Source organism: Moraxella catarrhalis (assembly GCF_001632285.1).
In the GTDB taxonomy this organism is placed as follows: domain Bacteria; phylum Pseudomonadota; class Gammaproteobacteria; order Pseudomonadales; family Moraxellaceae; genus Moraxella; species Moraxella catarrhalis.
In genome coordinates, this window is the sequence record NZ_LWAH01000013.1 from 344,958 (window position 1) to 358,046 (window position 13,089).

Below are 13,089 nucleotides of genomic sequence, written 5' to 3' on the forward strand. Positions count from 1 at the left end.
TTTATTTAATGTAGCCAATAAGGAAACCGTGATGATTCATCATCTTTCTCCCAAAATGACTGAGGTCAAAAGTATTCATACTCAAAATATCACCCAAAGAACGCTCAAAGCGGTGGCTCATACATACCGCCCTTTATCAATGGCGATTGCACTGATGGGCTTAAGCAGCATCGCCACCGCCCAAGAATTTAGCCAAACCGTATTTTTTGGTGATAGCCTAACTGACACAGGACGCTTGGTGCAGATTGGCAAAAACAGTCTGGCGTCTTCTGTTTTTAATCAAGCCCAACCATCGTTTACGACCAATACCGATCCAGTTTGGTCAAGCATATTGGCAAAATCTTATGGACATACCGCCGATGCCAATGATGGAACAACCTTAACTGGTACAAACTATGCCGTTGGTGGTGCAAGAACTAAAGAAGATGTGGTCAAAAATGCACCTGTTCCTTTTTTCACCATTCCTTTATTTACCATCCCATCAGCACAAACCCAAATCAATCGCTACCTGACCTTAAATAATCATCAAGCCGACCCCAAAGCATTGTATACTGTTTGGACAGGTGCCAATGATTTGTTTGAGGCAGCCAAAGCACCAACCCAGTTGCAAGCAGCCGAAATCATTACCACCGCTGCCAATGACCAAGCCAATTTGGTTGGGCAGCTTGGGCAAGCAGGTGCAAAACACATTTTAGTACCCAGTCTTCCTGATGTTGGCGTCACGCCAGAATACGCCCAAGATCCGACCAAATCTGCCACAGCATCATTGTCTGCTCATATCTACAACCAAACTTTATATCAAAGTTTAAACAACCAAACCACCAATGTCATTGCTGCCAATACCTTTGCCCTACTCAAAGAGGCGGTTAGTAATCCAGCAGGATTTGGGTTTAGTAATGTGACCGAACCTGCTTGCCAAAACCTAGATGCCAATTTATCATCGTTAGCATGTAAACCAAGCGACTGGCAACAAACCGCTGCGAATGCTAATGAAACTTATGCGTTTGCTGATAAAATTCACCCTTCAGGGCGTACGCATCGCATTTTGGCACAATATTATCGCTCTATTATCGATAGCCCCAACCAAATGGGTCAACTACCCCAGCATCTGATTAAACATGGTCAACAAAGCCAGCAACAATTGGTACGCCGCTTAGACAGTCTTAACAATCATCAACAATCGCTATGGATTGATGGCAGCATCAGCAATCAATCGCTTGATACACGCAATAAAATAGACCGCCCTACCATCAAACTTGGACTTGATATTGCACGACCTAACCAGCATACAGGGGCATATTTAACCTACCAACAACAAGATTATCATCTAAGCGATTCTATAACCGCTGATGTCAAACAAACAGGCATTGGTTTGTATCATCGCCATGATTTTGATCACTTACGCATCAGTGCCAACCTTGGGGTTGACCATTTAAGTACACAAAGCTTACGCCAAATCATGTGGGACGGTGAGAATCGCAACCATCAAGCACATGCCACAGGTAAGCGTCGATATGCAAGTGTACAAGGCAGCTATGGATTTACCCAAAACAATGTTACCTATCGTCCTTATGTCGGTATTCATGCTCAAGATATCAAGCAGAATCGCTTCTTTGAAAATCAACCAAATCTATCAACTGCTCTAAGTTTTAAGCTGCCTGACCATCAGTCTTTGCAAGCTGATATTGGCGTTAATATTGATTATGCCATGAATGATAAACTAAACCTTTTGGCAGGATTGGGTTATCAGCATGAGTTTAAAGACAATAACAAAACTGTTGAGACAGCTGTATTATCCAACCGTGATTATCATCGCAGCTTTGTCACAACCGTGCCCTTTGATAAAAAGCACACAACGCACGCACATTTAGGTGCAACACTTGCTTTGGGTAATAACACTCATTTGAATGCTGGCATACAAGCCAATCACCAAGATCATGATACAAAAGTTGGTGGATTTGTGGGTGCACAAATGGCATTTTAACCAATCAATTTTTTTGTGACAGCCATTCATTTAAATAAAGACGATAATCTCTCATCGTCTTTATTGTTATTTTTGTCTGCTTGTTTTTATCAATGCAATGTGTCAGCGTTTATCATTGATGGTAAAATATCACCAACAATGATTTTTAATGGGTGAAACTGTGTTTTTATATATCAAGGCTTTTCATGTTATTTCGATGGTTTGTTGGTTTGCAGGAATTTTTTATTTGCCTAGATTATTTGTCTATCATGCCATGAGCCAAGATACAACCAGTATCGAACGCTTTAGCCTGATGGAGCGTAAATTGTATCGTGGTATCATGACACCATCGATGATTGCCACATGGGGTTTTGGTCTTTGGATGATAAGCTTCTCGCCAAGCTTATACTTATCTCAAGGCTGGTTACATGCAAAGCTATTGTTGGTTATTTTGCTTAGCATCTATCATTTAGCATGTGGTAAATTTCGCCTAAAACTGGCTCAAAACCCGCACTATAAGAGCCATGTTTATTGGCGATGGTTTAATGAAATTCCTGTTGTCATATTAATTGCAGTCGTGATTTTGGTAATCGTCAAGCCCTTTTGAGGTTGTTTTTTAAGCCATCAAGTCCACATCAGACCACCCAAACGCTGTCATTACTTGACAAAAGGCCGTATCTAAGGGTGCAACAATACGGATCATCTCATCATATAACGGATGACAAAACTGTAACTGATGAGCATGCAACAACAGTCTTTTGACGCCAACATGAGCAAGCACAGCACGATTTTGCACTTTATCGCCATAAGTGGTATCACCAACAATGGGATGAAAAATATGCTTCATATGGCGACGCAACTGATGCTTTCGCCCTGTGATTGGTGTTAAGCGAACCAAAGAATATCGAGAACTATCAAAACGCCGACACGATATAAATGGTTGCTGTGTTGTGGCAAGAACCTGATAATCAGTTATGGCAGATTTGGATGCTTGATTGGGATTACTAAACTTATCGGCAATTTTATCAAGGCGGGGTTTTAGTGCATAATCAATCCGCCCAGTACCAATAATACCACGCACCACCGCCAAGTAAGATTTTTGGATGTGATGATTCTCAAATTGTTTGGCTAATAATCCTGCTGTCTGACTGTCTAGGGCAAAGACCAATACGCCTGAGGTTGGTCTATCAAGACGATGTACAGGGTAGACATGTTGATTGATTTGGTTACGCAAAGTTTGCATCACAAAACAAGTTTCATGTTTATCCAGCCAAGAGCGATGCACCAACATATTTGCAGGTTTATTGATAATCACCATGCACGCATCTTGATACAAAATTTGCAATAAATCAGGCTTAATCGGCATAAACCAATCACCCATAAATTTAGCCACTATAACAGCCTTGGTTATAAAAGTCCAGCGACCATTTTTATGATAATGCTAATTTGATTTGGTATCAGTGACTTTGTGTCGTGATTTTAGCCAATGTTCTTTTTGGGTAAATGTGCTATAGTAGCAGGCAAAAAGTAGATTAAGATACAAGGGGATTGTGATGATTTATGACATTATTGGCGACATTCATGGACACGCCGACAAATTAGCAGGACTGCTTGATAAATTGGGCTATATTCATGATGGCATCAGTCATATCGCCCCACACGGTCATCAAGCGATTTTTATTGGTGATTTTATTGACAGGGGCAATCAGCAGTTAGCCACATTACAAATTGTCTTTGACATGCTTGACAACAATCAAGCACTTGCCATCATGGGCAATCACGAATACAATGCTATCGGCTACGCTACGCCACATCCTGATGGTGGCTATTGTCGCCCCCATACCAGCCGAAATACCAAGCAGCATCAAGCATTTTTGGATGAAGCACCCATTGGTTCTGATGACTACTATTATTGGCTCTCTCGCCTTTATGAACTACCGCTATGGCTTGAGCTGCCTGAATTGAATATCGTACACGCCTGCTGGGATACGAAGGCACAAGCAGCACTTGCACCCTATCTCACCCCTGACCATCGCATCACCCAGCGTGGTATCATCGCAACCGCTATGAGTGGCTCTACCGAGTTTTATGCGCTTGAAAGACTTTTAAAGGGTATCGAAAGCCCCTTACCTGCAGGTGTTGTACTCGTGGATGGGCATGACATCGTGCGTAGGCGTACTCGTATCAAATGGTGGCAAAAAGACTGGCAAAATCACCCACTGTCTGAGATTGCACAGCTTGGCACTAGAGCGACAATGAACCTGCCCAGCGACTTAGATATCAAACCTTTGCCGATGGATTTTGAGCTGACCACTCATCAGCCAATTTTTATTGGCCATTATTGGCTTGATGGCACGCCAAGCATCTTATCAAATCAGGTGGTTTGTACTGACTATTCCGCTGGTATGAATGGCTACCTGACTGCTTATCAATTTGATACCAAAAACCCCGTACTATCAAATGAAAATTTTGTACAGTATATTCATACCGCAGATAAATCCAAAGAATAAAGACAGAAATTGCCATTTTTTAGCAAATGTGCTAACTTATTCGTTTATTATTTTTAAGGATTATCATGTCAAACACCCAACACGCCCCAAGTCCTGCTCCCATCACATCCCCCACTGGCACCCCAAAGGTTGGTATCATCATGGGCAGTCAGTCCGATTGGGCAACCATGTCTTTATCGGCACAGATTTTGGCAGATTTTGGCATCCCCTTTGAGTGTCAAGTCGTCTCAGCACATCGCACACCAGATAAACTCTTTGACTATGCCAAAACCGCCAAAGATAAGGGCTTAAAAGTCATCATCGCAGGGGCAGGCGGAGCGGCTCATCTGCCTGGTATGTGTGCCAGCCAAACCCCATTGCCTGTGCTTGGCGTACCCGTCAAATCAAGCACACTGTCAGGCTGGGACAGTTTATTATCCATCGTACAAATGCCCAAAGGCGTGGCGGTCGGTACGCTCGCCATTGGAGATGCTGGTGCGTTCAATGCTGGACTGCTGGCAATACAGATACTTGCCATCGATGATGATGCCCTTGCCACAAAACTGGATGAATTTCGCCAAAAACAGACCCAGACGGTGCTAACAAGCCCCCATCCAGGGATTGTCAATCACTGATGAATCAGCATTTGGCAAATTAACGCCCATTTTTTATTAAAATATGCGATAATATCCAAAATTTTTTGCTAATTTTTGGATATCTTTTATGACTGATTCCATCAAAACCATCGGTATTCTTGGCGGTGGGCAGCTTGGCATGATGTTGGCTCAAGCCGCCTTAAAGCTCGGCCATCGTTGCGTTTTTTTAGAAGATGCTGACGGTGTGCCAGCTGCTTTATATGGACAAGTATTTAAATACAATGAGCTTGATGATTTTATCACCGCCAGCGATGTCTTTACATTGGAATTTGAAAATACGCCTATCAAGACGGCTAAATCACTGGCAAGCCTTGAGCATAAAGGCAGTCTGTTTCCGCCGACCAATGCTTTGGAAATCGCCCAAGACCGATTGGCAGAAAAGGTATTGTTTAATCGGCTAAATATTGACACCGTACCATTTATGGCAGTAAACAGCTTAGATGAGCTACAAACTGCCACCAACAAACTTGGGTTACCTTTGGTCTTAAAGACCAGCCGAGGCGGCTATGACGGCAAAGGACAATTTGTCATCAAAACACAAAGCGACATCGCCACCGCTTGGGAGGAGCTTGGCGACGCTGTCACTGGTGATGGCGGGTTGACCGACGCACCTGCACCACTCATTGCCGAAGGGTTCATTCACTTTAGCCGTGAAGTCTCTATCATCGCTGTGCGTAGTCAAAACGGTGATATTTGTTACTATCCTTTGGTTGAAAATCATCACACCAATGGCATTTTATCAAAAACCATTGCACCTGCTGCCAACGCCGACCATCTCACCGAGCAAGCCCAATCCAATATCAGTAAAATCCTAAGTCATCTTGATTATGTTGGTGTTTTGACCTTAGAACTTTTTGTCAGTGATGATGGACTCATCGCCAATGAGATTGCCCCACGCGTGCATAACTCTGGACATTGGACGATTGAGGGGGCAAATACCAGCCAATTTGAAAACCACATCCGAGCCGTATTGGGCTTACCGCTTGGCGATACAGGCATCATCAAGCCGTCTGTCATGCTAAATGTCATCGGCAAATATCCTGATGTCAGCGAGCTTTTGACCCATACAGGAGTGCATTTTCATCATTATCACAAGGCAGAGCGAGACGGTCGTAAGATTGGACATATTACGGTGATGAGTGATGATAATGATGGGATTGTAACCAATATCACACAATTGCTCACATCATAACGACTGGTATTTTATCCATGACTGAACTTGTTCGCTATGAAAATACTCATTGACGCCGACGCACTGCCTGTCATTGCCAAAGAGCTCATCATCAAAACCGCCAATCGCACCCAAACGATGGCGGTATTTGTGGCAAATCGGATGACCAAACTGCCACCATCGCCATTTTTATCGTATGTTGTGGTTGGTGCTGGCTTTGATGTGGCGGATGAATATATCTTACAGACAGCGCAGCCCAACGATTTGGTCATCACAAGCGACATTCCGCTTGCCAATGATGTGCTAGAAAAAGGGGCAAAGGTTTTGACCCCACGGGGTGAGGAATTTCGCAAAGATAACATCAAACCCAGATTAAATGCCCGAGATTTTATGGAGTCGCTTCGTGGTACGGGTGTGCTTGACCCCAAAAGCATGGGCGGACAAAAACCATACAGCAACAAGGACAAAATCGCCTTTGCAGGTGGTCTAAATAGGCTTGCTCACGCGTTACCCTAGTGGTTTTTTTAACAGATTTGCTTAATCTTGTGCAACGCAAACACCACAAAATCCCCAAGCATTTTTATCAAGTTTTTGGCATAATAAGTAGCGACATTCCCAATTCAATTTCTTCTTTGAGTTTGTTATGTTAAACTTCAAAAACCACGCCAAAACCGCGATTGAACCATGATGAAACCATGATTGAACAATGGAATAGAGAGTTCGTCTTACAACGCCTACTCGCTTTGACCTTGCTTGTTATCTTGATTGTACTGTGCTTTAAAGTAGTGCGATTTTTTATCGTGCCAGCATTATGGGCAGGGATTTTGGCATATGTTACCTTTCCCATTTATACTTTTTTTCACACCAAAGTCCGTCTAAGCCCCAGTTTTAGTGCGTTTTTGATGACTTTTTGCATCTCGCTCATGATTGGCGTACCGCTTATTGTGGGTGTGTTCTACCTACAACATGAAGTGCTAAGTTTTGTTGGCATGGTAATTCGTCGCCTACAAGCAGGATATTTAGATTTACCCAGCCAAATCAAGGACTTACCTGTTATCGGACAGACGATTAAAGACACGCTTTGGGAGATTAACAAAAACCCTGAAACCACGATGGAGGCGGTGCGTGCTTGGGTGCAGTCGCATTTGTATTATGGCAAAATGGCCTTTGATGCGGTGCTAAAAAACCTTGCCAAACTTGGCATGGCTCTGATGACATTGTTTTTCTTTTATAGAGATGGTAAAAGTTTGGTACGCCAAATCCGTCAAGCCATGCGTAACATCATCGGCGACCGCATTGATGATTACATTGACTCGGTAGGAGCAACCACACAAGCGGTGGTGTATGGCATTGGATTGACTGCCTTGGCTCAGGCGATTTTGGCAGGGATGGGCTATGCTTTTACCAACGCTCCCAACCCCATTTTACTCACACTCATCACCTTTGTGGTGGCACTCATCCCCTTTGGTACGCCCTTTGCATGGGGCGGTGTGGCGGTGTGGTTATTATCGCAAGGACATACCACCGAAGGCATTGGACTTGGCTTATGGGGAATTTTAGTCATCAGCTGGGTGGATAATTTGATTCGACCCATCGTCATCAGTGGTGCAACCAAAATCCCCTTCATCATCATCTTTATTGGTGTACTTGGGGGCTTGACGGCATTTGGTTTTGTGGGGTTGTTCATCGGGCCTGTGGTGCTTGCCATTGGCTTGGCGGTGTGGCGTGAGTGGATAAGTCAGCACAAAAATGAGATTTTTATTAACCAAGCAAGCGGCTTTGTGGTCGCAGATGGTAAAGCGTTATTGGCTGATACCAACCCCACCCCCAGCAATAAACAACAACCTAACTTAACTAAGGATGACTAATGCTTCGGGTTCTTGCTGATGAAAATATTGCCAATCTTGATGATTATCTTTTATGTCATCAGGTGGAGCTTATCAAGATGGCAGGGCGTGCCATTGACCGCCAAAGTCTCATCACCCATCAACCAGATGCATTATTCATTCGCTCAGTAACGCAGGTAACCCAAGAAAATTTGGGCGACTTGAGCAACACACCGCTTAAGTTTATCGGCTCTGCAACGATCGGTATTGACCATATTGACACCAAGTATCTTGCCGACCATCATATCAATTTTGCCAATGCATCAGGCTGTAGTAAGCATTCGGTTGCCCAATATGTCATAACAGCCATATTACATACCCATCAATCCCCAAAAACCAATCTACGATTAGGCATTATCGGACTTGGCAATATTGGCAATACTCTAGCACGCTATGCCAAACGACTGGGCTGGCAGGTATTTGGCTTTGATCCTTTTTTGGCGACTGACTCTATCAACAATGCAAGCTTAGATGAGATTTTAGATTGTGATGTCATCAGCATTCATACACCATTGACAAAAACAGGTAGCCACCCAACTTATCAAATGCTAAACGCTCAAACCTTGGCAAAAATCCGCCCAAAGGCCTTACTGATTAACAGTGCTCGAGGAGAAATTATTGATGAATCCGCCCTGTTAGCTGCCATTAACCAAAAGCAATTATCGGTTGTGTTAGATGTTTTTCCTAATGAGCCATTCATCAGCCAACAGCTACTTTATGCACTCAAACTGGCAACACCACACATTGCAGGCTATACCCTTGAAGGTAAAATCCGTGGGACTGATATGATTTATCAAGCCTTTTGCCAAACCTTTAACTTACCAATCCTCCAGCACTTTTTGGCATTACTACCGCCCAACCCTTATCATTTTTCTATGCTCTTAAACCATCAAAACCAACAGCCACTGGCTTGGTTTTATGATATTCAGGCTGATTTTGAAGCACTAAAAGCGGCAGCTTGTCCACATATTTTGGGTAATCAATTTGACATGCTTCGCAAAAATTACCATTTACGGCGAGAATGGATTTTTGATTAACAACAGTTTAATTTTTAAATATTTATTAATAATAAGGCAAATTTTTGTATGATGGCCAGTGAGTATGCACCTACCTTAACTTTGATGAATGCCAAAAAACGGGCTCAGATGCTACAGCATATTCGAGCATTTTTTGAGGCACGCAATATCATGGAGGTCACAACACCGATATTATCGCAAGCAGCCAATACTGATGTATATATCCAATCGGTTCAAGCAACATTCCAAGGTGCTACAGGTCAAACCAAAGGCTATCTACATACATCGCCTGAGTTTGCGATGAAGCGATTGCTTGCTGCTTATCAGACGCCCATTTATCAGATATGCCAAGTATTTCGTGATAACGAAAAAGGCCATCGCCATAATATTGAGTTTACCATGCTAGAATGGTATCGCCCAAATTTTAGCCTAGATGCATTGGCTGATGAATTATCAGAACTATTAAGCGTTGTTTATCAAAAACCCATCCACTTAACCCAAATTAGCTACGCCCAAGCATTTGTACATTATTTGGGCATACACCCATTTGATGATATGAGTACGCCAGATATCTTGCGTCAGTGTGCTGTCGCTCACAACATTCATTTGGATATGGGCGATGACAAACAAGGCTGGTTAGATTTATTATTTAGCCATCTTATCGAGCCAAAATTAGGCTTACAAAACCCCACCTTGGTTATCAATTATCCAAAGCTTACCGCCGCCCTTGCCAAAACAGCGGTCGATGCTGATGGTTATGAGATTGCAAGACGCTTTGAGCTGTATATTCATGGCGTTGAGATTGCCAATGCTTATGATGAACTTGCCAACAGCCAAGAGCTGCTAAAGCGTTTTGAGCAAGATAATCATGAACGCCACCGCCAAGGTCTGCCCATCATGCCCATTGACTATCGTCTGCTTGCTGCCTGCGATCATCTGCCTGATTGTTGCGGCATTGCCTTAGGCATAGACAGATTATTCATGGTGCTGCAAGGTCAATTAAACATCAATCAAGCCATTGCCATTACGACAGATAATGCCTAATTTTTGGCGACTTTTATTAGGTTTTTTGCCCAGTTAATCAGTGGCAAATCAACCATCTTACCATCAATGGCAAAGACCGTCTCGCCTGTTTTTTGGTATTTTTGGCAAATGGCATGGGCAAAAGCCATTTGTTCGGCTTGTGCTGTTAGCACGCCATCAGCAACGGCAATTTGTTTTGGATGAATCATCATCTGACCTGCAAACCCAAAATCGCACCAGTGGCGTACACAAGCGGCCAATCCTGTTTCATCTTCAAAATCATTAAAAATGGTCTCAATGGGCGGATGAAGACCATTTGCCACAGAATGAATCAATAAATCAGTACGAATTTTATCAAAAATCAGCTGTGATGCTGGCGAATCTGGTTGCACACCCAGCTCATACATCAAATCCAATCTACCAAAACTCATCGCCCAAAGCCCATCAGCTTGTGCGATACTAGCAATATTTGCCATCCCCACTGCTGTCTCAATCATGGCAATGACAGGCTTATGAATGTGGTGATACACGCTTTCAACTTGGTGTTTATTTTGGCATTTTGGCAACACAACGCCAAGCAGATGATTAAGCTTAAGCATACAAGTAATATCATCAAGATGATGCATGCTATGCACGGCATTGATACGCAGCCAATAGCCACACTCGCCTTTGGCATCTAATGCCATCAGTGCTGTGCGTGCGTGATTTTTTTGGTCATCTGCGACGGCATCTTCTAGGTCAATGATGATGGCATTTGCTTTAGATTGCTTGGCTTTTGATACCCAATCAAGGCGTGTTGCTGGCACAAATAAAAATAGGGTTTTATTCATGATGTATCACCCATTGTCATCAAAAATAGCAGTTTTAGCCATCAAAAAAGACTTTCTCCACCCTTCCCGTCAGCGTCTGCCCCAAAAATGGCGTGTTCTTGCCTGCTGATAGCATGGTGTCTTTGGTTACCGTCCATGCTTGATTTGGGTCAATGAGTACCGCCCCACCAATGCGCTCATAATCTGTAATGCCTGCGATTTTGGCAGGATTTAGGCAGATTTTTTCTACCAACTGCTCAGTACTTAACACGCCATCTGCCACCAGTTTCACCCCCAATGACACAAAGGTGTCAAAGTTACTGATGCCTGCTTGGCATTGGGCAAAGGGGGCTTGTTTGGCACTGCTTGACAGTGGTTCATGATGAGAACAGATGGCGTCAATCGTACCGTCTTGAAGACCCTTGATAAGAGCTTTTTGGTCGGTGTTACTACGCAAAGGGGGCAATACATAAGCATGAGCGTTATAACCCTCAATGTCATCATCGGTCAGGTGCAACTGGTGCATCGCCACATCACAGGTAATGGGCAAGCCCTTTTGTTTGGCATGACGGATTAGCTCTACCGAGGTGCGACAAGTGATTTGGCTAAAATGTGCATGAATGCCTGTCTCTTCGGTCATCAAAATTTGCTTAGACAGTGCAATGGTCTCAGCCAGCCACGGAATGCCTTGCAATCCATGAAAAGATGCGATATAGCCATCGTGAGCCACACCCCCTGCCGATAAACTGGGTTCATCAGGGTAGAAGAAGACTTTGATGTCAAAGGTCGCTGCATATTCTAAACAGCGTAACAATACCAAATCACTCTCAAAACCTGCCGCTGTATTGCTCACGCCGATAGCACCGCCTTGTTTTAGTCCTGCCAGATTGGCAGGTTGTTTACCCTCTAAGCCTGCACTCAATGCCCCCAAAACATGCAAGTAAATGCCACCGTCTGCCCATGCTTTTTGTTTGAGACCCTTTAACAGTGAGCCGTTTTCTAGCACAGGGCTGGTATCAGGTGGCATGACCACATGCAAAAAGCCATTTTGGCGTGCCGCTCGCCCCTCGCTTGCCAGCGTACCATGTGACTGATGTCCCGGTTCTCGCAATCTGGCACACAGATCAACAAGGGGCGGTAATAGCCATTTGCCATCTGTGCTTATGCCTTTGAGTTGGGCGGTGTCAAATCGCCAGTTGGGGGGAAGTAGATTTTTCATCACTGTCTCTTTCTTTGCTTGATTTGGGATACGGGGCATCATCAGCACCTAGTAGCCTTGTTGGTTTAGCCTACGGTAGTGATCACAGCCTAACTGATCTCCATGATCACAGGCTTGACCAAAATAGCGTTTGGCGGTGCTTTTATTTTGTCGTACGCCATGACCATTGTAATACATCGCGCCCAGATTAAATTGAGCCTCTGCATACCCTTGATTGGCGGATTTGGTGTACCATTCGATGGCTTTTTGATAATCTTGGCGTACGCCATGACCTTTGTCATACATCACGCCCAGATTAGATTGAGCAGCTGCATCACCTTGATGGGCGGCTTTGGTGTACCACTCAACTGCTTTATAATAGTCTTGGTGTACGCCATGACCTTGTCTATACATCTGCCCCAGATTATATTGAGCCTCTGCAAACCCTTGATGGGCGGCTTTAGCGTACCATTCAACCGCCTTTTTATAATCTTGACGCACGCCTTCACCTTCGTGATACATCACACCCAGATTAAATTGAGCTTTTGCATGCCCTTGACCTGCGGCTTTGGTAAACCATTCAAATGCTTTGTGATAATCTTGGCGTACGCCCAGGCCTTGGGCATACATCACGCCCAGATTATATTGGGCTTGTGCATCGCCTTGATGGGCGGCTTTGGTAAACCATTCAAACGCTTTGGCATGGTTACCTTGCTGATAATACTCATAAGCCAAATCAAACTGAGCAGCTGCATCACCACTTTGGGCTTGGCGTGTCAAAGTTGCCATATCCGCCGTCGCCATATCCGCCGCCATTGCCGATACCGACAACAACACACCCATGGCTAACGCTGTGAATTTTGTTAACATGACTTTAT

13 protein-coding genes are annotated in these 13,089 nt (G+C 44.0%); 9 read left to right on the forward strand and 4 right to left on the reverse strand.

Annotated features, from left to right (window positions below):
• Positions 1–31 precede the first annotated feature (31 nt).
• Entirely contained in the window at positions 32–1,984 is a 1,953-nt protein-coding gene (locus A4U55_RS04715) for an autotransporter outer membrane beta-barrel domain-containing protein (protein ID WP_003672907.1), read from the forward strand.
• 148 nt (positions 1,985–2,132) lie between these two features.
• Entirely contained in the window at positions 2,133–2,570 is a 438-nt protein-coding gene (hemJ, locus tag A4U55_RS04720) for a protoporphyrinogen oxidase HemJ (RefSeq protein WP_003659031.1), read from the forward strand.
• A 9-nt stretch (positions 2,571–2,579) separates the two neighbouring features.
• Here the strand turns inward: hemJ and truC are convergent, their stop codons facing one another.
• The gene (truC, locus tag A4U55_RS04725; RefSeq protein WP_063454068.1) at positions 2,580–3,344 is read right to left on the reverse strand and encodes a tRNA pseudouridine(65) synthase TruC; all 765 of its coding nucleotides are present in this window, start codon (positions 3,342–3,344) and stop codon (positions 2,580–2,582) included.
• A 172-nt stretch (positions 3,345–3,516) separates the two neighbouring features.
• Here truC and A4U55_RS04730 point away from each other — a divergent pair, with 172 nt between their 5' ends.
• The 7 genes from A4U55_RS04730 to epmA all read left to right on the forward strand — a co-directional run bounded on the left by A4U55_RS04730 (position 3,517) and on the right by epmA (position 10,225).
• Complete coding sequence (locus A4U55_RS04730; protein WP_003673623.1) at positions 3,517–4,473, forward strand: metallophosphoesterase; 957 nt, start codon at positions 3,517–3,519, stop codon at positions 4,471–4,473.
• A gap of 65 nt (positions 4,474–4,538) precedes the next feature.
• On the forward strand, positions 4,539–5,087 hold the full coding sequence (purE, locus tag A4U55_RS04735; protein ID WP_003659025.1) for a 5-(carboxyamino)imidazole ribonucleotide mutase: 549 nt from the start codon (positions 4,539–4,541) through the stop codon (positions 5,085–5,087).
• An 88-nt stretch (positions 5,088–5,175) separates the two neighbouring features.
• A complete protein-coding gene (locus tag A4U55_RS04740) occupies positions 5,176–6,300 on the forward strand; it encodes a 5-(carboxyamino)imidazole ribonucleotide synthase (protein ID WP_003659024.1) in 1,125 nt (374 codons plus the stop codon).
• 36 nt (positions 6,301–6,336) lie between these two features.
• Positions 6,337–6,795 carry a YaiI/YqxD family protein gene (locus A4U55_RS04745; protein WP_003672903.1) on the forward strand — a complete coding sequence of 153 codons (459 nt, stop codon included), beginning with the start codon at positions 6,337–6,339 and terminating at the stop codon, positions 6,793–6,795.
• Positions 6,796–6,974: 179 nt separating this feature from the next.
• Entirely contained in the window at positions 6,975–8,147 is a 1,173-nt protein-coding gene (locus tag A4U55_RS04750) for an AI-2E family transporter (RefSeq protein WP_003659021.1), read from the forward strand.
• Complete coding sequence (locus A4U55_RS04755; RefSeq protein WP_038519955.1) at positions 8,147–9,202, forward strand: 4-phosphoerythronate dehydrogenase; 1,056 nt, start codon at positions 8,147–8,149, stop codon at positions 9,200–9,202. The genes A4U55_RS04750 and A4U55_RS04755 overlap by 1 nt, the downstream gene beginning before the upstream one ends.
• A 48-nt stretch (positions 9,203–9,250) precedes the next feature.
• Positions 9,251–10,225 carry an EF-P lysine aminoacylase EpmA gene (gene epmA, locus A4U55_RS04760; protein WP_063454069.1) on the forward strand — a complete coding sequence of 325 codons (975 nt, stop codon included), beginning with the start codon at positions 9,251–9,253 and terminating at the stop codon, positions 10,223–10,225.
• On the opposite strand, the gene A4U55_RS04765 is transcribed toward epmA, so the two are convergent.
• From A4U55_RS04765 to A4U55_RS04775, 3 genes are read right to left on the reverse strand one after another with little or no spacing between them, the layout of a single operon-like run.
• Positions 10,222–11,034 carry an HpcH/HpaI aldolase/citrate lyase family protein gene (locus tag A4U55_RS04765; protein WP_063454070.1) on the reverse strand — a complete coding sequence of 271 codons (813 nt, stop codon included), beginning with the start codon at positions 11,032–11,034 and terminating at the stop codon, positions 10,222–10,224. The two genes, epmA and A4U55_RS04765, sit on opposite strands and share 4 nt — an antisense overlap.
• A gap of 34 nt (positions 11,035–11,068) precedes the next feature.
• Complete coding sequence (locus A4U55_RS04770; RefSeq protein ID WP_049166876.1) at positions 11,069–12,232, reverse strand: dihydroorotase; 1,164 nt, start codon at positions 12,230–12,232, stop codon at positions 11,069–11,071.
• A 48-nt stretch (positions 12,233–12,280) separates the two neighbouring features.
• Positions 12,281–13,081, reverse strand: a complete 801-nt coding sequence (locus A4U55_RS04775; RefSeq protein WP_049166871.1) for a tetratricopeptide repeat protein — start codon at positions 13,079–13,081, stop codon at positions 12,281–12,283.
• Positions 13,082–13,089: the final 8 nt, after the last annotated feature.

Coding starts and splice junctions, on each gene's coding strand:
- hemJ (WP_003659031.1), top strand. CDS start 2,133: ATGGGTGAAACTGTGTTTTTATATATCAAGGCTTTTCATGTTATTTCG.
- A4U55_RS04740 (WP_003659024.1), top strand. CDS start 5,176: ATGACTGATTCCATCAAAACCATCGGTATTCTTGGCGGTGGGCAGCTT.
- A4U55_RS04755 (WP_038519955.1), top strand. CDS start 8,147: ATGCTTCGGGTTCTTGCTGATGAAAATATTGCCAATCTTGATGATTAT.
- A4U55_RS04745 (WP_003672903.1), top strand. CDS start 6,337: ATGAAAATACTCATTGACGCCGACGCACTGCCTGTCATTGCCAAAGAG.
- epmA (WP_063454069.1), top strand. CDS start 9,251: ATGATGGCCAGTGAGTATGCACCTACCTTAACTTTGATGAATGCCAAA.
- purE (WP_003659025.1), top strand. CDS start 4,539: ATGTCAAACACCCAACACGCCCCAAGTCCTGCTCCCATCACATCCCCC.
- A4U55_RS04715 (WP_003672907.1), top strand. CDS start 32: ATGATTCATCATCTTTCTCCCAAAATGACTGAGGTCAAAAGTATTCAT.
- A4U55_RS04775 (WP_049166871.1), bottom strand. CDS start 13,081: ATGTTAACAAAATTCACAGCGTTAGCCATGGGTGTGTTGTTGTCGGTA.
- A4U55_RS04765 (WP_063454070.1), bottom strand. CDS start 11,034: ATGAATAAAACCCTATTTTTATTTGTGCCAGCAACACGCCTTGATTGG.
- truC (WP_063454068.1), bottom strand. CDS start 3,344: ATGGGTGATTGGTTTATGCCGATTAAGCCTGATTTATTGCAAATTTTG.
- A4U55_RS04730 (WP_003673623.1), top strand. CDS start 3,517: ATGATTTATGACATTATTGGCGACATTCATGGACACGCCGACAAATTA.
- A4U55_RS04770 (WP_049166876.1), bottom strand. CDS start 12,232: ATGAAAAATCTACTTCCCCCCAACTGGCGATTTGACACCGCCCAACTC.
- A4U55_RS04750 (WP_003659021.1), top strand. CDS start 6,975: ATGATTGAACAATGGAATAGAGAGTTCGTCTTACAACGCCTACTCGCT.